21 protein-coding genes are annotated in these 18,941 nt (G+C 43.3%); 7 read left to right on the top strand and 14 right to left on the bottom strand.

Features of this window, described 5'->3' with window-relative positions:
- Positions 1-19 precede the first annotated feature (19 nt).
- Both AC5JL8_RS34190 and AC5JL8_RS34185 read right to left on the bottom strand, forming a co-directional pair.
- Complete coding sequence (locus AC5JL8_RS34190) at positions 20-1,564, bottom strand: sugar ABC transporter ATP-binding protein (protein WP_495884132.1); 1,545 nt, start codon at positions 1,562-1,564, stop codon at positions 20-22.
- Between the two features lie 102 nt (positions 1,565-1,666).
- Positions 1,667-1,864 (bottom strand): hypothetical protein, encoded by a 198-nt coding sequence (locus tag AC5JL8_RS34185; RefSeq protein ID WP_495884131.1) that lies wholly within the window; start codon positions 1,862-1,864, stop codon positions 1,667-1,669.
- A gap of 101 nt (positions 1,865-1,965) precedes the next feature.
- Between AC5JL8_RS34185 and AC5JL8_RS34180 the strand changes: the two genes are divergently transcribed.
- Together AC5JL8_RS34180 and AC5JL8_RS34175 are read left to right on the top strand one after the other, a co-directional pair.
- Positions 1,966-2,139, top strand: coding sequence for a DUF6888 family protein (locus tag AC5JL8_RS34180; RefSeq protein WP_495884130.1), 174 nt, complete (start codon positions 1,966-1,968; stop codon positions 2,137-2,139).
- Positions 2,136-2,342 carry a DUF6887 family protein gene (locus AC5JL8_RS34175; protein WP_495884129.1) on the top strand — a complete coding sequence of 69 codons (207 nt, stop codon included), beginning with the start codon at positions 2,136-2,138 and terminating at the stop codon, positions 2,340-2,342. Before AC5JL8_RS34180 ends, AC5JL8_RS34175 begins: the two co-directional genes overlap by 4 nt.
- 321 nt (positions 2,343-2,663) lie before the next feature.
- Here AC5JL8_RS34175 and AC5JL8_RS34170 read toward each other — a convergent pair whose 3' ends face one another.
- The 3 genes from AC5JL8_RS34170 to AC5JL8_RS34160 all read right to left on the bottom strand — a co-directional run bounded on the left by AC5JL8_RS34170 (position 2,664) and on the right by AC5JL8_RS34160 (position 3,436).
- Complete coding sequence (locus AC5JL8_RS34170; protein WP_495884128.1) at positions 2,664-2,864, bottom strand: DUF5615 family PIN-like protein; 201 nt, start codon at positions 2,862-2,864, stop codon at positions 2,664-2,666.
- Positions 2,861-3,106, bottom strand: coding sequence for a DUF433 domain-containing protein (locus AC5JL8_RS34165; protein WP_495884127.1), 246 nt, complete (start codon positions 3,104-3,106; stop codon positions 2,861-2,863). Before AC5JL8_RS34165 ends, AC5JL8_RS34170 begins: the two co-directional genes overlap by 4 nt.
- Before the next feature lie 186 nt (positions 3,107-3,292).
- The gene (locus AC5JL8_RS34160) at positions 3,293-3,436 is read right to left on the bottom strand and encodes a Uma2 family endonuclease (protein ID WP_495884126.1); all 144 of its coding nucleotides are present in this window, start codon (positions 3,434-3,436) and stop codon (positions 3,293-3,295) included.
- Between the two features lie 179 nt (positions 3,437-3,615).
- Here AC5JL8_RS34160 and AC5JL8_RS34155 point away from each other — a divergent pair, with 179 nt between their 5' ends.
- Both AC5JL8_RS34155 and AC5JL8_RS34150 read left to right on the top strand, forming a co-directional pair.
- Complete coding sequence (locus tag AC5JL8_RS34155; protein WP_495884125.1) at positions 3,616-3,837, top strand: hypothetical protein; 222 nt, start codon at positions 3,616-3,618, stop codon at positions 3,835-3,837.
- Entirely contained in the window at positions 3,825-4,268 is a 444-nt protein-coding gene (locus AC5JL8_RS34150; protein ID WP_495884124.1) for a type II toxin-antitoxin system VapC family toxin, read from the top strand. Before AC5JL8_RS34155 ends, AC5JL8_RS34150 begins: the two co-directional genes overlap by 13 nt.
- 15 nt (positions 4,269-4,283) lie before the next feature.
- On the opposite strand, the gene AC5JL8_RS34145 is transcribed toward AC5JL8_RS34150, so the two are convergent.
- The 4 genes from AC5JL8_RS34145 to AC5JL8_RS34130 are packed head-to-tail and all read right to left on the bottom strand — an operon-like array spanning position 4,284 to position 5,426.
- Positions 4,284-4,499: a hypothetical protein gene (locus AC5JL8_RS34145; protein WP_495884123.1), complete on the bottom strand. Its 216-nt coding sequence runs from the start codon at positions 4,497-4,499 to the stop codon at positions 4,284-4,286.
- 41 nt (positions 4,500-4,540) lie between these two features.
- Positions 4,541-5,116: a Uma2 family endonuclease gene (locus tag AC5JL8_RS34140; protein WP_495884122.1), complete on the bottom strand. Its 576-nt coding sequence runs from the start codon at positions 5,114-5,116 to the stop codon at positions 4,541-4,543.
- Entirely contained in the window at positions 5,091-5,273 is a 183-nt protein-coding gene (locus AC5JL8_RS34135; RefSeq protein ID WP_495884121.1) for a hypothetical protein, read from the bottom strand. Before AC5JL8_RS34135 ends, AC5JL8_RS34140 begins: the two co-directional genes overlap by 26 nt.
- A gap of 3 nt (positions 5,274-5,276) precedes the next feature.
- Entirely contained in the window at positions 5,277-5,426 is a 150-nt protein-coding gene (locus tag AC5JL8_RS34130; protein WP_495884120.1) for a hypothetical protein, read from the bottom strand.
- Between the two features lie 1,283 nt (positions 5,427-6,709).
- Here AC5JL8_RS34130 and AC5JL8_RS34125 point away from each other — a divergent pair.
- Entirely contained in the window at positions 6,710-6,940 is a 231-nt protein-coding gene (locus AC5JL8_RS34125) for an STAS-like domain-containing protein (RefSeq protein ID WP_495884119.1), read from the top strand.
- A 45-nt stretch (positions 6,941-6,985) separates the two neighbouring features.
- Here AC5JL8_RS34125 and AC5JL8_RS34120 read toward each other — a convergent pair whose 3' ends face one another.
- The 4 genes from AC5JL8_RS34120 to AC5JL8_RS34105 all read right to left on the bottom strand — a co-directional run bounded on the left by AC5JL8_RS34120 (position 6,986) and on the right by AC5JL8_RS34105 (position 13,170).
- Entirely contained in the window at positions 6,986-7,297 is a 312-nt protein-coding gene (locus tag AC5JL8_RS34120; protein WP_495884118.1) for a HigA family addiction module antitoxin, read from the bottom strand.
- Between the two features lie 79 nt (positions 7,298-7,376).
- Entirely contained in the window at positions 7,377-7,655 is a 279-nt protein-coding gene (locus AC5JL8_RS34115) for a type II toxin-antitoxin system RelE/ParE family toxin (protein WP_495884117.1), read from the bottom strand.
- Positions 7,656-7,748: 93 nt separating this feature from the next.
- Positions 7,749-11,735, bottom strand: a complete 3,987-nt coding sequence (locus tag AC5JL8_RS34110; RefSeq protein WP_495884116.1) for a magnesium chelatase subunit H — start codon at positions 11,733-11,735, stop codon at positions 7,749-7,751.
- A 628-nt stretch (positions 11,736-12,363) separates the two neighbouring features.
- Positions 12,364-13,170 carry an Rpn family recombination-promoting nuclease/putative transposase gene (locus tag AC5JL8_RS34105; RefSeq protein WP_495884115.1) on the bottom strand — a complete coding sequence of 269 codons (807 nt, stop codon included), beginning with the start codon at positions 13,168-13,170 and terminating at the stop codon, positions 12,364-12,366.
- A 102-nt stretch (positions 13,171-13,272) separates the two neighbouring features.
- Here AC5JL8_RS34105 and AC5JL8_RS34100 point away from each other — a divergent pair, with 102 nt between their 5' ends.
- Both AC5JL8_RS34100 and AC5JL8_RS34095 read left to right on the top strand, forming a co-directional pair.
- The gene (locus AC5JL8_RS34100) at positions 13,273-14,550 is read left to right on the top strand and encodes a glycosyltransferase family protein (protein ID WP_495884114.1); all 1,278 of its coding nucleotides are present in this window, start codon (positions 13,273-13,275) and stop codon (positions 14,548-14,550) included.
- A gap of 195 nt (positions 14,551-14,745) precedes the next feature.
- Positions 14,746-18,279: a GAF domain-containing protein gene (locus AC5JL8_RS34095; protein ID WP_495884113.1), complete on the top strand. Its 3,534-nt coding sequence runs from the start codon at positions 14,746-14,748 to the stop codon at positions 18,277-18,279.
- On the opposite strand, the gene AC5JL8_RS34090 is transcribed toward AC5JL8_RS34095, so the two are convergent.
- Complete coding sequence (locus AC5JL8_RS34090) at positions 18,276-18,809, bottom strand: hypothetical protein (protein ID WP_495884112.1); 534 nt, start codon at positions 18,807-18,809, stop codon at positions 18,276-18,278. The genes AC5JL8_RS34095 and AC5JL8_RS34090 overlap by 4 nt on opposite strands.
- Positions 18,810-18,941: the final 132 nt, after the last annotated feature.

Here is an 18,941-nt window from a genome sequence, read left to right as displayed (position 1 = left end):
ATTTGTTCTGCTCTTCAAATTATCTATCGACGGCTTCCTGAAGATTTGCACCTTCCGCCATTACGTGCAGAATTGTCTTGATGTTTTTCTGCTCGCCACTGAGTTCCGCAATTGACCGCCCATCACGCAGGACGACGACACGTTGCGAGCCTTCAACTAGCTCTTCGACTTCCGATGAAATCATCAGAACTCCCAGCCCTTGCTTTGCTAGTTCGGCGATTAGCCTCTGGATCTCGCGCTTTGCACCAACGTCGATACCGCGAGTCGGCTCGTCGAGGAGAAGAAGTTTTGTATTCTTGCACAGCCATCGCGCCAGAAGCACCTTCTGCTGATTGCCGCCTGAGAGTTCGTGGATCTTCTGCTCGGCGCTGGCTGCCTTGATGTTAAGACGCTGCATGAAACGGTTGACAAGCTCGCCCTGTCGTTTCCTAGAAACGATACCCCATTGCGTAAGGTTCGGTAGTGCAGCGAGCGTGAGGTTTTCGCGCACCGAAAGCTCAGGGATGATGCCGTCCGCCTTGCGATCCTCTGAAAGGAAAGCCATCCCAGCGGCGATCGCATCATGAGGATCGTGCAGGGACAAAAGACTACCTTCGAGTTTTACGGTTCCACCGTCAAGTGGTTCGACCCCGAACAGAGCGCGTGCCGTTTCACTACGACCAGAGCCGAGCAAACCTGCAAGCCCGACGATTTCGCCATGCCGCACTTCAATTGAAACATCATTGAGCTGTTTCTTATATTTGAGAGCTTCCGCCTGGAGCAGCACTGGCCGACCTAGCGTGTTTTGCGATTGTCCTGCGAACGCCGTGACTCCTTTGCTTACCTCATCGGGCTGGCGGCCTAGCATATGGCAAACGAGTTCCAGACGATTGAGCGTGGCTAGCGATTGCGTCACGATGTTGCGCCCATCACGTAGTACCGTCACGCGATCGCACACGGCGTAAAGTTCTTCAAAACGGTGGCTGACGTAGACGATGGATGTCCCTTGCGACTTTAGCCGACGCATGACATCAAAAAGAACAGAGACTTCGGTTTCCGTAAGCGAGCTAGTGGGTTCATCAAGGATAAGCACACGCGCACCAAAAGATATAGCACGCGCGATCGCCACCATCTGACGATGGGCAATATTGAGCGAACCAACCATTGAACGTGGGTCGATATGCAACCCCAGGCGCTCCAGAATATCGGCTGCCCCAGTGTTCATCGCCCGTCTATCGATGATGCCGAAGCGATGCGGCTCCCTGCCAAGAAAAATATTCTCGGCAACGGTTCGCAAACCCACCAATTGGATCTCCTGGTAGACAGCTATGATGCCTGCCGCCTGCGCTTCGGTCGGGTTCTGAAATGCAACGCTTTTGTGGTCGTACTCTATAACACCTGAGTCTCGTCGATAAGCCCCTGTCATAATCTTGATGAGCGTCGATTTGCCAGCACCGTTCTCTCCGACCAGCGCATGAATCTCGCCTGCCTTCAGTTCAAAATCCACCCCCCACAGCGCTGGCACACCAGAAAAGCTTTTTTTTATGCCCGTCATGCACAGGACAGTTCGAGTCGCCTGATTCATCGGCTTTACCTAGTTTTTGTCTTCATTGCCGATAGTGGAGATCCTTCACTTCGCACGATAGTAATCTTTTTGTCTATCGTGGAGGCTCAGGATAGTTCCAGGTTATCGTTTTTCTATTTTAGGGTGAGAATTACTTAGTGGTCTGCCAACCCAAAATTGTCGGGTGAAGGCAGGCAGGGGAGCAAGGGAGAGATTTTCTTTATTTGGTAGGCGATCGCCTGTTGTGGAAGAGTAGTGTGATCGCCTTGCAGAAAACCTCAGAAATAAAGCGTAGACGCGTAGTGGCTTGTCGTTAGACATCGCCTGAAGCAACGTTAAACGGCCGCAATTACCCACAGATTTAACTTGATCAGGTATGCGTGGTCTAGTTATTTTTTATATATTATTCTAGGGAAAGAGCGATGCCTATCACAGCACAAGTGCTGAAATGTTTTCAGCTTTGCTGCGACCTTACCAGCAAGTACTGCTCTATCGACCTAGTGACTCTGGATAAGCGTACTGGGAACGTGATTATTCTGGCAAAAGAGGAAATTAATCTTGAGATTAAGCCTACTGGAGAATGGGAGTTTGTATGAGTGTCAAACCAGACTTTGCTACCATGACCACGATAGAACTTCGAGCCTATGTCCTAGAACACAGGGATGATGAGGAAGCCTTACATGCTTACCTCGACAAGCTTCATGCCGAAAAACCAAGTTCACGGGTATATAGACCTGAAGAAGACGTAGCTGAAGCGATCGCAGAATACCTGAAAGATAAAAGACGCAAGGAAATATAAGTTTCCGCAGAAGCGATCACTTTTGTGTAAGAGTAAGTGCGTAGGCGTAGCCCGTCGTAGACATCGCCTTGCAGAAAACCTCAAAAACAAAGCGTAGACGCGTAGCGGCTTGTCGTTAGACATTGCTTGTTGTGGAAGAGTAAGTGCGATCGCTTTATATACACATTCAATTCTCAATTTTACGAATCCGAATATTTGTTGGTGTAATGACAGTAAAAGCTCCCAGCAACTCGTTAGTATGTTGATTTATTGCACGAGTAACAATGTCTGCTTTGCTGATTATAGATAATCCTGATAGTCGAATTAGCACAACACCTGAAGCTATACGCCTAGACGGAAAACTAATTCACCAAAATCTTTATCCGATGTTAATAATAACGCTCCCTCTTGATTAGCTAAATCCAGCACTTCATCATCAGAAATTCCTGGTTCCATTTCAGGAATGTACCAAACGGTGTAACCATCTTGGCGCAAACGTTCAACTATTTGCCGATCTAGATTCTCGTCTGCTAGAAAGTTCAAGAAGCATTCTCAACAATTGGATAAATCACATCATATCGTAAAGCCTCAGCTGCAAATGCTAAAGCTGCTTGAATTGACTCGCGTGTGAGTCGTGGGTGAGATTCTAAAATTTGTTCTGGAGTTTCACCAGCAGCTAACTTTTCTAAAATTAACTCAACCGTGATGCGTGTCCCAACAACCACGGGTTTCCCCATCATTACCTTTGGATCGGATACCACCAGTTGTTTAAGCTGCTTTTGCATGGTTTTTGCTCTTTGCTTGCTTCTTCTATGATGACACTAGCAGAAAGCGTAGACGCGTAGTGGCTTGTCGTGAGACATCGCCTGTTGTGGAATAGTGAGCGATACCTGTCATAAACTCTGCTAACGCACTCCACAAAGCCAAAATTATAATTTCAAAGAGCGATCACACTTCCTATTCTCATCAATTTACCAGATGTCTTCAAGATTAAGCACAAATCCAGGCAGTACATCTTCTCCTGATAAAGTAGCAGGAGATTGCAGTATTTCAACATCTTGATCGTAACGATAAATTTCTACTTTTTGAGTTTCCAAATCAATTAACCAGCCCAATCTTGAACCGTTATATAGATCTCTCGCATTTTGTTCTGTAGCCTTTACTTGCGGTAAACTCTGCTAACCACTCCAGAAATCCAAAATTACACTATCAAAGAGCGATCGCACTGTGGAAAAAGTCAAATTTATTCTGTGTATATTAGACTTAGAACCAAAAAATTAGACGGGTAAATTTGATGCCTAACTATCAAGAAGTATTACAGCAAGCTCAAAGCCTCACTCCTGAAGAGCAAATACGCTTAATTGAAGACTTGTCAAGTTTAATTGGTCAACGGGTGACGATGACTCCTAAGCCAAAGCGGAGCATTCTAGAATTACGTGGATTGGGTAAAGAAATTTGGAATGGTGTTGATGCTCAAGAATACGTTAATCAGGAACGTGATTCATGGAATGGTTAGCCCAGCTACAGGGACAAATTGTGGGCTTGGATACTGCACCACTGATTTACTTGATTGAAGAAAATCCTAATTATTTAGAAGTAACAAATGCTTTTTTTGAAGCGATGTTTCGTGGTGAGTTTACTGTTGTCACATCAGTTATAACTATATCAGAAGTATTAGTCTATCCCTTACGGCAACGAAATATAGAATTAGCTCAACAATATCGTGATATTTTGTTCAATTCTCAAGGTTTGACGACTATCGAAGTTGTTCCAGATATCGCTGAAACCGCTGCACAATTAAGAGCAGATTACAACTTGAGAACCCCAGATGCTATTCAGATTGCTACTGCTATTCGTGGAGGTGCATCATTTTTCTTGACTAATGATGCACGTTTGCCATCGCTACCGGGGTTATCAGTTTTAGTATTAGCTCAATTGATAGCTTGAGTATTTATAATGCGATCACACTCCGCAAACTTCCCAAAGCGATCGCCGTTGTGGAAGAGTAAGCGATCGCCTGTTGTGGAAAAGCGATCGCCTTACAGAATACCTCAAAAATAAAGCGTAGACGCGTAGCGGCTTGTCGTTAGACATCGCCTGTATTAGAAGAATGAGCGATCGCCTTGCAGAAAACCTCAAAAACAAAGCGTAGACGCGTAGCGGCTTGTCGTTAGACATCGCATGTTGTGGAAGAGTTGAGCGATCGCACTTTATGATTATTACCAAATCGCTTCTAAATTCAAAACAAATCCTTGCAAAACATTCTCCCCTGACAGGGTAGCAGGAGAATCTAACACTTCAACTTCTTGACCTTGGCGATAAATCTCGACTTGCCGAGATTTGCGATTGATTAACCATCCCAAACGCACACCGTTATGTTGATATTCTCTCATCTTTGCCTGAGTTTCTTTCAAACTATCACTCGGCGAAAGTAACTCAATTACAAAATCGGGACAAAGTGGTAAAAATCTTGTTTGTTGTTCTTGAGTCAGTGCATTCCACCGTTCTAGTTTTACCCAAGAAGCATCGGGAGAACGATCCGCACCGTTGGGAAGCTTAAAACCAGCAGAGGAATCAAAGGCGATACCAGTTCCATCTGCGTCCGCCCAATTAAATAATTGCTGATTTAGCCTACCATTGCGGTTGCTTGTTTCTCCCCCCACGGGTGGCATAATAATTAATTCTCCGGTTGCAGTACGTTCAAACCTCAAGCCCCGATTTGCCTGACATAGCTGGAAAAACTGCTCATCTGTCAGTTCCAGCGCTGGTTTAAGGTTGACTGTTAGGGCGTTCATAAGCAGGATAGAGGATGAAGCCTAGAGGTTTCTTAATTTTATAATGCGATCGCCTGTTGTCAAAGAGTGAGCGATCGCACCCAAAACTCCCAAAATCTCCCAAAGAGCGATCGCTTATTGTGAAGGAGTAGCGCGATCGCCTTGCAGAAAACCTCAAAAACTAAGCGATCGCCTGTTGTGTAAGAGTGCGTGATCGCCTTGCAGTAAACCTCAAAAATAAAGCAATCACCTGTTGTGGAAGAAAGCGCGATCGCCTTGCAGAAAACCTCAAAAATAAAGCATAGATGCGTAGCGGCTTGTCGTTAGACATCGCCTGTTGTCAAAGAGTGAGCGATCGCCTTGTAGAAAACCTCAAAAACAAAGCGATCGCCTGTTGTCGAAGAGTGATCGCTTTATTTAGGCATTCAATTCTTAATTTGCTAAATACAAATATTTCTCTTTGCTCGTCGCTGGCTTTTTTTACAATGGCGCTAACAGAGAGCTTGCTCTCTGAAAAATAAAATATTGTAAGTATATTTACATTTGTCGAATATAAATTAATAGCTATAATTGCTTTGATTATGTAAAAGATATGAATTCAAATAACTTAGATAAGCGAGATCAAGAGCAATCTATTTGGAGCGAGGACGATTATATTTTTATCCAAAACCTCAGACACCCAAGACATGTGAGCGAATTCCTCAGAGCTTTACAGAATGTCTGTAGAAGTGGTTATAAAGATATTGCTATTGTTCTTAAAGAAGTCAAAGCTGTTTTTCCCAATGCTTGTGTTCCTATAGCCGCTATCATTCAGTATTACAGAAAGTCTGGTCTTAATATAGAAGTGTATGATCAACCTCGTATACTTGAAATTGCTCATTTTAACCAACCATTACTTGCAACTATTGATGCATTAACAAACGAGGTAGATCCTTTATCAAAAGTATGGCACTTTCAAGACGAGGTGATGGTATTTCAACTAGTATCGGCACTAGTTAAAGCTATCACCCAAAAGATAGAATGTAGCTCTGGAGTTGTGGAAGCCTTTGAGTGGTGTTTGACTGAAGTAATAGACAATGTTTTGCAGCATTCTAAAGCCTCCGAAGGATTCGCTATGGTTCAAGTCCATGCTGATTCTAAGCGATTAGCTGTCTGTATTGCTGATACTGGTATTGGAATCTATGGCTCTCTTGCTCAATCTGTTCATAAACCACGATCAGCTGTTGATGCTATAACTTTAGCTGTAAAAGAAGGTGTAACTAGAGACCCTCAAATAGGTCAGGGTAATGGACTGTGGGGTTTATTAGAAATTGTTAAAAATAATAGTGGTCTTCTTACTATTACTTCGGGTTCTGGTTCTTTATTAATACGTAAGAATGAATCCAAAGCATTTCCTAAGCTTCCATATTTAGACAAATATCATCAAGGGACAATTGTAGATTTTCAAATTGATACTAGTCAAGGTATTGATATAGCCAGCGCTCTCAGCGGTCATAAACCTGTAAATTTGATGCTTGAAAATTTAGAAACTGATACAGGCGAACATCGCATAATAATTAAAGAGCATACTAATGGTACTGGTACTAGGCGTGCTCTACACAGATCCGGAACGTTGTGCTTAATGTCATCAATGCAGGTGGATCAAAAGTTATACTTGATTTTTCAGGAGTTGCAGTTATTTCTTCTAGCTTTGCTGACGAATTTATCGGAAAACTTGTTGTCAAGTATGGTTTTTTTAATTTTCAAAGTATAATTACTCTACAAGGCATGAACCCAGTAATTCAAGGAATTTTGCACAGATCTGTTGCTCAGAGAATGATGAATAGTCTTCAAGAGAATTCCTAAAATAACTATTTTCAATTATTGAAAAATAATACTTCATAATTTCTTCTAAACCAATGTCATGACTTGCTCATATTCTTCTTTATGGCTTTGCAAAGCATCCCAAATATCAATTTTTTGCTGAAGATTGAGCCAAAGTCTAGGGCCATTTCCTAAAGCTTTACCAAGACGTATTGCTATATCTACTGTAATTGATCTTTGACCATTGATAATTTCCTGAATTGTTTGATGAGATACTCCTAAAATTTCTGCAAAATTTGCGGTATTAATATCTAAATCATCTAAAATATCTGCAATTACTTCGCCGGGATGTATTGGTCTTACTAATCTATCATCAGTAATATCTTGCCAATTATCCATAATTAATACTTTTTTCTTAATAATTTGGTTAACCTTATTTAGCATGGTCTAGCCAATTAACATCATGTTAACACAGGAGTTAATGATAATCTTCAAGATTGACATCATAAGCATTACCATCTTCAAAGTTAAAAGTTATACGCCAGTTTCCTGACACCTTAATTGACCAAGTTCCTTTTCTGTCTCCTTTTAATTCATGCAAATCATAACCTGGTAATTTAATATCTTCTACAATTAAGGCTGAGTCTATAACTTCAAGTCTGATTCTAATTTTCTTTTCTAAGTTTGCAGTAATTCCTTTATTAAAATTTTCTCTAAATAGATTTTCTAATGCTTTATTTTTAAATGTTTGAATCATCTATTTTTCAATTTTATCTCAGGCGGTTAAATCATTTATAGTGAGATCCTAGATTGAAAAATTAAGGCAGGCATAACGCCTGCCTATGTAATCTTACTCTATCCCTTCAATTCGGTCTTCAACTTCTTGGTACAACTCGCGCAGACGATTTAAATTCTCCTCGCTAGTCTCCCAATAACCGCGTCCATTCACTTCCAACAAAGTTGATACAACCTTGCGGAAAGAATGGGGATTAAGGTTCATTAACCGTTTCTGCATTTCTTCATCTTTGATGAAGGTTTCATTCGTATCTTCGTAAATCCAGTTATCCACAGCGCCGGCTGTTGCACTCCAACCCATTGTATTTACCAATCGCTTGGAGAGTTCGCGGACACCTTCGTAGCCGTGAGATAGCATTCCTTCGTACCATTTGGGATTTAATAACTTAGTACGGGCATCTAAGCGCACGGTTTCTGATAATGTCCGCACTTGGGCATTAGCCGTGGTGGTATCTGCAATGTAAGATGCTGGTGTTTTGCCATCACCCCGCAGACTTGCCACAAGTTTGGTGGGATCAGAGTCGAAGTAGTGGGAAACGTCCGTCAAGCTAATTTCGGAAGAATCGAGATTTTGGAAAGTTGCATCAGCAGTTTTCAAGGTGCTTTCAAATATCTGCCGGGATTCGTCCATCATACCGGGGTTATCGGAATTGAAGGCGAAGGATTTCCGCTTCAGGTACATTTCCTGTAACTCGGCTTCACTATCCCAAGTGCTGTTTTCTACCGCCAAGTTGATATTTGACGAGTAGGAACCGGAAGCATTGGAGAAAACGCGAGTTGCAGCTTGACGCAGATTAATTCCCATATCTTCGGCTTGTTGCAAAGCGTGTTTGCGGACAAAGTTCATTTCTAAAGGTTCGTCCGCCTCAGCCGCCATCTTCACGCCTTGATCTAACAGGTTCATTTGGTTGATGAACAAGTCGCGGAATACACCAGAACAGTTTATTACAACGTCAATTCTGGGGCGTCCCAACTCTTCTAAAGATATTAACTCCAACTTGTTGACTCTTCCCAAGGCATCGGGAACTGGGCGTACACCGACCATCCACATGATTTGTGCTAGGGATTCGCCGTAAGTTTTGATGTTATCGGTTCCCCAAAGCACACAGGCGATGGTTTCGGGCCATTGACCGCCGTTTTCGGCTTTGTTACGTGCCAATAACCGATCAACAACGATTTTGGCTGATTGCACAGCAGCAGCTGTGGGGATGGATTGGGGATCGAGGGCGTGGATATTCTTACCTGTGGGCAATACATCCGGGTTGCGGATGGGGTCGCCACCGGGGCCAGGTAGGATGTACTCGCCTTCTAAGCCTTGGAGTAATCCACCGAGTTCGTTATCTGCACAGACTTGCTGTAAGCAGAATTCCAAATACTCAAATAGTGGTTTTAGGGCGGTGGTATCAACTTTGGTATAGCCTGCTTTGTGCAAGGCTTCTACCCAAGGTTCTTTTTTGCCCATGTTGAAGAAGTTGAGCTTGGAAACGAGAGAAACTCGTCCTTCAGCGTCAGTTTGTTCTTTTACCAAGGCGCTAACTGCTGCACGGGTGGCTAAGGTGATGTCTTGCAGTAGCTGGACATCTTCTAAAATGCCTTTATCGTTATTGTGGTAAATATCGTCAATGTTACGCCCAATGCTGTTGGCGATAATTCGGGGTAAGCTGAGAATTTCTTCTTCTTGACGATCTAAACTGGCAATATTAACAAGAGTTGCGATCGCTTCTTCTGCTGTCGGTGGTTTACCAATAATGTGCAATCCACAAGGCAACAACCGTGACTCAATTTCCATCAACTTGCGGTAGACGTTGCCAACGATATTATCTCGCTCTTCAGCGTCCATATCCTTGGCGTCAGTTTCTGGCAAGTTGATATCTTTGTCCAGGTTCACCATCCGGCATTTGTCCATGATGGAGTTGACAATGGGGATACCTCTTCCTGTATCTTTCAGGGTTTGGTAAGAAGCAATCAATTCGCTGAGTTCTTTCAAACCCTTGTATAAACCAGCATTCTCAGCCGGAGGTGTCAGGTAGGAAATTGTCTCAGCATAACTGCGGCGCTTGGCAATTGTCGCCTCGCTGGGATTATTGGCTGCGTAGTAATACAGATTTGGAATTGTGCCAATTAGTTGGTCTGGATAACAATCACCAGACATCCCCATTTGCTTACCTGGCATGAATTCTAAGGAACCGTGAGTACCAAAGTGCAGTACAGCGTCAGCTTCCCAAACTTGCTCTAGGTAAGTGTAGTAAGCAGCAAAACCGTGGTGAGGGCTAGCAGAACGGGAGAACAGCAGCCGCATCGGGTCGCCTTCGTAACCAAAGGTAGGCTGAACACCGATAAACACATTGCCGAAATGTTTGCCGTAAATCAGCAGGTTTTGCCCATCGCTGTTGAGATGTCCGGGAGGTGGGCCCCAGTTTTCTTCTAGGCGTTGGGAGTAAGGTGTCAGTGCTTCATATTCTGGCACTGACATTTTATAGGCAATGTTAAGTTCTGGGCTAGCGTACTGTGCTTGAGCATCGTGGATGACTTCTTGCATCAACGCTTCGGCTGATTCCGGCAATTCTGGTAAGTCGTAGCCGTTATTTTTGAGTGCTCTCATCACCTCGTAAATGGAACCGAAGACATCTAAGTAAGCTGCTGTGCCTACGTTTCCTTTATCTGGTGGAAAGCTGAAAACGGTAATTGCAACTTTTTTATTAAGCTTGGGTTTGCGGCGGAGATTCGCCCACTTTAAGGCACGTTTTGCTACTGCTTCCACACGGTCTTGGAGAGCGATCGCTTTGCCTGTAGTACCATCTCTGCCTGATAAAATTATCGGCTCAATTGCCCCATCCAATTCCGGTATGGCAATTTGCAAAGCTACTTGAATTGGATGTAACCCCAAATCGCTATCCATCCACTCTTCTGTGGTTTGGAATACTAAGGGCAATGCCACCATATAAGGGCGATTTAACCGCTTGAGTGCGTCAATCGCCTTGGGATGATCTTGTCTTGCTGGGCCACCTACCAAGGCAAAGCCAGTCAGCGAGATCACCGCATCCACTAGCGGCATCTTATTAGTTGGTTCGTAGAAGTAAGCATCTACAGGTTTGGAAAAATCCAAACCACCAGCGAATACTGGTAGTACTCTAGCGCCTAGTGATTCCAACTCCTGCACTATGGCCACGTAGTGGGCGTCATCGCCTGTAACTAAGTGAGTGCGTTGCAATACTAACCCAATACAGGGAGCCAAGGGATCTTTAAGGTCGTTGGGGATATCTTTACGGGCTGTGTACCAATTGAGATATTCTCTGACATCCTCAAACATACTGGGAGCCAAGGGATGCCAAATCCCTAAATCGGGATACACCACTGGCGCTTGATATGTAGTAGATGCAAGATTTTGTTTTTCTACACCTTTTAATACATATTTATCAGTCAGCATCAGCAAGAAGTTTTCCAGGTTTTCTGGTGAACCCCCCAGCCAATACTGAAAACTAAGCATGAAATTTCGGGCATCCTGTGCTTTGTCCATTGGCAGAAACTTCAGCACTTGTGGCAGAGTCCGCAATAGTTTCAGCATTCCATCTTGGAAGCCTGCACCGGATTTTTCTTTGCGTTTCCGCATGAATTGAGCGATCGCACTCTTCGATTGACCCAACTGTGCCAGAGAAAAGCTGCCCATTTTGTTGAGGCGCATAACTTCTGGCATTGAGGGAAAGACTACCGCAACGTCTAAGCGATCGCGGTACGGTTCTACAGCCGTTACTACTTTCTGTGCTAAGTCTTCAATGAAAATCAGTGAGGCGATAAATATATTGGCACTCTCGATATCCCGTTTGAACTCCGCGTAGTTCTCTGGATCTCGGAGTTCCTCAATTAAGTACCCGCTGATTTCAATCGCAAGGTTGGGATGATTAGAGTTAATGGTGCGAACAGCTTGCGATAATGCACTCTGGTACTGAGACTCAAGCACGACATAGACCACCTTGATTAAATTACGTCCGCGTAAGTTATCAGGCGCAATATGTCTAATGGTGGACTTGACGTGGGTGAACATGCAGATAGGCTCCTTTGATGCGCGTTCTCTACTCGAAGTTCATCACGGCTGATGCGGCCGCTCGTAACTTCATGACTTTTATTTAGCTATATGAGTTTTTTATCAGAAAACGCTTACCCAATGGGCATTTTGTCGTTTATCTGACACAAATCGATAAATATAATGACATATTTCTTTGCGAATGTTGATTTTTAGTGTGAGTATTTGCTACACTAAATGTTAAAAAATATTAATAGTATTAATTATTACTTTTAATATCGTCGCTAATATGCTTTATCTCTAAGCATCAGGACATATTCTTATTATTCTAAGCAAGTTATTTTTAATACAAAGTATTTTTTTAGGGTGGTGCTGCTTAAAGTTAGCTCAAATCCTTATTTTTACGTTGTGGGCATTGCCTACCCTATGGTTGAATGTCAGTTATATTTAAATAGATATTTAAAAAATATTATCGCGCTTACAAAACAAAACCAACGAGGTTGTAAAGTTAGTATGCTTGGCAAAATGCGATCGCGGAATTCCTCGAATTTCTCAACTAACAATCATAATTTCCTGAGCTTTTTGTTCTAAACCCTGTTTAAGCCCTTCTTGCAAAATATCTTGATAAATCACAGATTCGCGCATAATATCACTCAGCTTGAGTCTCGTCGGTTTTAGCTTGCAACTGCTGAACTTGCTCGACAGTTAAACCAGTAACGCGGACAATTAATGCGATCGCAATTCCTTCATTAAGCATATTTCTGGCAATCTCCTGAGCTTTTTGTTCTAGACCCTGTTCTAGACCCTGTTCAAATCCTTCTTTCAGCCCTTCTTGCAAAATATCTTGATAAATGGCAGATTCGCGCATAATATCACTCCGCAAAATTCTGTTAATCACGTCTTTATTTAATACTAGCCCAGCTAACACTGCTGTTGACGCAGCAATATTACTTCGGATGCGGGTGTCATTGATGGCTTCAATAACTTCCGCAACTTCTTCCAAGGTTCGGCTTTGATCATCGGTTTGGCTTAAAGTTGCAAACGGTAGCAACCCTGGAGAATTTAAAAATAGTTCCGTTGGCTGTTCCCAAAGTCGAATTACGTCAAATCTGTGCCAGGTATTCTCTAAGACAAATTCCGTTTGGTAAACTAGTTCAGAATCGCTAGGTTGTAAATAAATTACCACCTGACGCATTCGCTTATTAGGAAATCTTCGGTACACCCGTAAGCGATAATCACACATCCGAAAGGGAATATTAGCATCTGGTCGAGTTTGGAATTCCAGATGAAGGACGATTTCGTCGGACTGCAACAAAATAAGTGCATCTGCGCGGATGGGTTCGAGGGATAATTCCGATGGACTCAGTTCTGTGAGTGTAATTGGCTCATTAAGTAGCCAAGTTGCAAAGTCCCTGGAAAATGATTCAGCAATAAATTTACAGACGTTATCAAACATAGCCTGCAATTATATCAGTAGTATCGTGCCTCTGTAACTTAGGAACGAATTAGGTAATATTTGCCTCTTGACTAATAGCTTTTAACTCTTCACCATTAACTCATGACTCCAGTAGATATTCTGATTCTCTCCAATGGCCCAGGGGAAGTTACAACCTGGGTACGTCCAGTTGTAAGAGCATTGCGGCAACAACTTGGGGATGAGCGTTCGGTTGTCAGAATTTCCGTAGTTTTATCACCTTGTCCAAATGCTAGCGGCAAAGAGGCTGCGATCGCTCTATCTTACGCAGAAGTAGACCGAGTTCAGGGAGCCGAGCATTTTTGGCAGTTTTTGCTGTGGGGAAAGACATTTGAGAATTGGGATTGGAGAAGTCGCGGAGTAGTTGTTTTCTTAGGTGGGGATCAATTTTTTCCCGTTGTCATCGGCAAAAAACTCGGTTATCGCACAGTAGTTTACGCTGAATGGGATGCTCGGTGGTATAGCTTGATAGACCGCTTTGGCGTGATGGCACCGAAAGTTGCTGAACGTGTTCCCCAGAAATATGCTCACAAATTTACTGTTGTGGGGGATTTGATGCTAGCGGCCAGTAGTCATTCGTCCCCGACACTGGACAAAACACAAACAACTGAACTAATTGGTATGCTACCTGGGTCAAAAGCAGCAAAACTAGCCCAAGGAGTACCATTAACATTAGCGATCGCTGAATACATCAACGCAAAAAGACACCAAACGAAGTTTGTGATTCCCGTAGCGCCGACTTTGGATTTACAAACCTTAGCTAGTTTTGCCGATCCTCAGAGAAATCCTTTTGCTCACACCTTTGGCTTCAGCGGTGCTGAATTAATTTTCCCAGAATACAACCAACAGAAGCCAGCGCTCAAAACTACTAACGGCGTCACTGTGGAACTTTGGCAAGAAACGCCAGCCTATGAATTGTTATCTCAATGTAGTATCTGTTTAACTACAGTCGGAGCAAACACGGCCGAACTCTGTGCTTTAGCCGTGCCGATGCTTGTTTTGCTACCAACGCAACAACTTGATGCCATGCGCTCTTGGGATGGTTTGCCAGGTTTGTTAGCTAATTTACCAGGGTTAGGTTCAGCCTTTGCCAAGCTGATTAACTGGCTGTTCATCAGACGGAAAGGTTTATTAGCCTGGCCGAATATCTGGGCACAAGAAGAAATAGTACCTGAATTGATGGGAAAACTCCAACCACAAGAAATTGGCGAAATGGTATTAGACCTTTTAGCTAATCCAGAAAAATTAGAGCAAATGCAACTCAAGCTACGTAGTGTTCGAGGCGAAGCAGGAGCAGCGCAGAAATTAGCAACTTTAGTAACAGAAGAGATTAGACTTCTTGCAAAAGTCGGGAAAAGGTGAAAAGGATAGAATTTTCCTTTACCTCTTGCAAAATATCTATTGATATCCCCTGTGAGAATGTCCTTAGAGGGGCTTTGTTTTTGGCTGCGCTAGATGCCCGTATTTTTACTATTACCCTATATAGTGATTTATTACCAAAATATAAATTATACAAATCATAAAAATACCCAAATTTTTGATAAGACTCAAATATATATGGAAACGCTAACAAAGCAAGTAAGTCAAACTCAAGAGATTTTATTACATCGCATTGCAAACCGTATCCGGCAATCTTTAGAACTGCAAGAAATTTTATCGGCGACGGTTGCAGAAGTCCGCTCGTTTCTAGACACCGATCGCATCAAAATTTATCAGTTTCAACCTGATGGTCATGGGTTAGTAATTGCCGAATCAATTCAGGAAGGTCGGTTACCACCGCTTTTGGGGTTAAATTTCCCCGCAGATGACATCCCACCCTATGCCCGTGAACTGTTTGTCCGAGCACGCCAGCGAAGTATTGTCGATTTGACAACACACGAAATTGGTATTAGTCCTCTCGATTGCTCAGAAACAGGCGAACCATTAGACCAGCCAGATATTCGCTATCGTCCCGTCGATCCTTGTCATGTAGAATATTTGACGGCAATGGGCGTAAAATCTTCAGTTGTAGTGCCGATTGTTTTAAAGAGCAAGGAAACAGGGAAAGATTCATTACCTTCTCTTTTGCAATCATCTCAATTGTGGGGACTATTGGTATCTCACCATTCAGAAACGCGAGTGGTGACAGAACAGGAATTACTATTAATTCAGTCGGTGGTCGATCAAGTGGCGATCGCCATATCGCAATCGATTTTGCTCAGTCAAGTGCGAGAGCAAGCCCGTCAAGAAGCAATTATTAATCAAGTTACCGAGCAACTGCATACTACGCCCATTGCCCAGCTGCAAGCTGCCCTTGAAGAAACAGTAGCTGCCTTTGCTGGCTCTGGAGGACGGCTCTACTTACTGCCAGACGGCGAACAAACAGCAAAAATCTATACCTGTGGGGTGCAGCCTAGTCAACTCGACCTCGGACAAGGTGAGACAACGAGCAATTCAAAGGAGGGCTTTTCTTGGCAGGTGAGCGTGAACGCGAAGGGTAGACCAATTGAGGAACATCGATTGTGGCAGAAATATCTCTTTGCCACTGTCTCACCCCCTGAGCATCCAGAAAAGCCTAGCACCAAATCATGGTCAGTAAATTGGATGAGAGCCGTTTACGCTTTGACTCCTCCACCTAACGAACTCAGTTGTGACTCGAATTTGTGGGCGGTCGCCGATCTTTATAAAGAACCCTTATTGCGATCGCTCGGCCCCAGCTTCCAAGCAACCCAAATCCGGGGCTTGTTGATTGTACCGCTACAGCATGGTGCCACCGTCGTTGGCTGTTTAACCATCTTCCGAGATGAGGTGGATATTGAAACTATTTGGGCAGGTTGTGTTGATACCGATTCTCGCCAACTGATGCCGCGTCAGTCCTTTGCAGCATGGCGCGAACTGAAAACCGGGCAAGCACAGCAGTGGTCAGAATCGGAAGTTAAACTAGCGCAAGCATTAGGTGAACGCTTTGCAACAGCAGTAAAGCAGTATCGACTTTACGAACAAGTGCAGGCCCTGAATACAAACCTAGAGCAACAAGTGCGCGATCGCACTGCCGAACTGCAACAGACAAACACCAATTTGCAACGCTCGACTATTGAGCTAGAGCGCTCGGTGGAACGGCAGCAAGCCTTGGCTCGGATCATTGCTAATATGCGACAGTCGCTGGACGTTATCACTATTTTCCGAACCACAACTGAGGAGGTTTGTCAATTACTTAAGAGCGATCGCTTAACAGTCTATCGTTTTAATGCCGACTGGGGAGGTGAATTTGTCAGTGATTATGAATCTGCAAATCCCGAATGGCAGAGAAATGTCAAGCTTGGAGTCGGTATGGTGTGGGATGACACCTACTTACAGGAAACGAAAGGTGGACGCTACCGCAATAATGAAACTTTTGTAGTTGATGATATCTATAGCGTCGGATTTGCTCAGTGCCACCTTGATATACTTGAACAATTTCATGTCAAAGCCTTCATGATTGCGCCGATTTTTATCGGGCAAGAACTCTGGGGCTTATTGGGAGCCTATCAACACTCAAGCAGTCGGCATTGGGAAGCTTTAGAAGTTGAGTTTTTCACGCAAATAGCAACTCAGTTGGGAGTGGCATTGCAACAAGCTGAGTACCTAGAACAAGTGCGATCGCAAACCAGACAATTGGCGCTTGTAGCAGAGCAACAGCAAACTTTAGCAAGTGTGATCACCAAAGTTCGGGAATCACTGAACTTGAATGCAATTTTTGAAACAACCACCCAGGAACTCCGCCGAGTACTCAATGCGGATCGTGTTGTGGTCTTTCGCTTCTATTCCGAATCTAACTATGACGGCGGCGAAGTCATTGCAGAAGATGTTGCGTCGCATTTCCCATCGACCTTAAGGGCGAAGGTGTACGATCGCTGCTTGGGCGAGCAGAATATTGAGAAATTCTGCCAAGGCTACATTCATGCAGTCACTGATATTTATAACAGCGAGTTAGACGATTGTTATGTTTCGATGCTGTCTCGCTTCCAAGTGAGGGCGAACTTAGTAATTCCCATGATCAAGCAAGGGCAGCTATGGGGTTTACTGTGTATTCATCAATGCCAAAAATCTCGTGAGTGGCAAGAGTCGGAAATTGAATTTGTTAACCAAATCGCCTCTCAGTTAGGAGTTGCCTTACAACACGCCGTACTGCTCAACCAAACACAGCAGCAAGCCGCACAACTTTCGCAAGCGCTTGAGCATTTGCAGCAAACTCAAGCTCATCTGATTCAGTCTGAAAAGATGTCGAGTCTGGGGTTACTAGTAGCAGGGGTTGCCCATGAAATTAACAATCCAGTCAACTTTATCTACGGCAATCTCACTCATATTCATGAATATACGCAAAACTTGATTGGGATGCTTAATCTCTATCAACAGGTCTATCCTGAACCTAATGTGCAAATTCAACAACAAGCAAAATTAGCAGATTTAGAATTCATCGCTGAAGATTTGCCTAAACTGTTTTCTTCACTGAAACTAGGTGCTGAACGAATTTATGAAATAGTTCTTTCCTTACGAAATTTCTCTCGTCTCGACCAAGCCGAGGTAAAACCTGTTGATATTCATGAGGGACTCGATAGCACTCTATTAATATTGCAATATCGTCTTAAGCCTAATTCATTGCATTCAGGCATTGAGATTGTCAAACAGTACGGCGAGTTACCGTTTGTAGAGTGTTTTGCTGGGCAACTTAACCAAGTGTTTATGAACCTATTAGTAAATGCGATCGATGCGCTGGAGGATTTATGCCGACAGTCTGCTAAATCAGGTGCAAAGAAACACCACCCTATCATCACTATAAAAACACAGCTTATAGGAGATGATCGGGTGCAAATCTCCATTAAAGATAATGGAGCCGGGATGACAAAAGAGATACAGGCTAAACTATTCGATCCATTTTTCACAACAAAGGCTGTGGGCCAAGGTACAGGTTTGGGACTCTCAATTAGTTACCAAATTGTAGAAAAGCACGCAGGTAAATTAGAATGTCTGTCCCAACCTGGTGAGGGGGCTGAGTTTGTGATTGACATTCCAGTTAAACAATCTGGGGTCAAAGTAGCAAAGACACTGTTGGCGAATTCCCAAAATAGCTAAACTGAATCGATTAGTTCAGAGATGAAACGATTAAGAGCTTTCTGAGCAGTTTTATAACCAGGTGCTTGCTTACGCAACTTTAGTTCGGACAAAACATGGTCACGTAAAATTTTAAGTTCTGCAACAGGCAATTTAACAGACTGTTTTGCGATGGGCTGTGCCCCGCCGTAGGCGATCGCGCTATCAGATGTTTGATGAAACTCGCTCTGCCGTGTAATACTCGGTTGAAGTTCGTTTTCTGGTCGAATCGGAGCGAAAACTTCTGAGTTTCTCCGTGTAATACTTGGTTGAGGTTCTAATTCTGCCGATGTTAAGAATTGAATATCATCTTGGTCTCTTCGTGTATTACATGGATAAGACTGCTCTTTAATTATTTCCTCCAAATAATCTGCTCTGGTTAATCCCAAACATTCAGAAACAATACCTAACCTCTTCCAAGTATCATCTGTTAGTCGCAAAGAACGTACTTCACGATACTCATCATTTTTAAGTGTAAACTTACCTTGAATATCCCTCTTGAGCTTTTTCATAAAACCTTTCCCATGTATTACACGGAAAGCCTACAAACTTTTACCGAAAAAAGCAACCGCGTATTACACCGAAGAGTAGATTTCTCAGGTGATATTTCTCCATGTAATACACGGCAAAATATAGTTTGATTT

The organism is Mojavia sp. (assembly GCF_059505145.1).
Note: the sequence above shows the minus strand (reverse complement) of the source record. Positions and strands in the feature narration are given on the sequence as shown.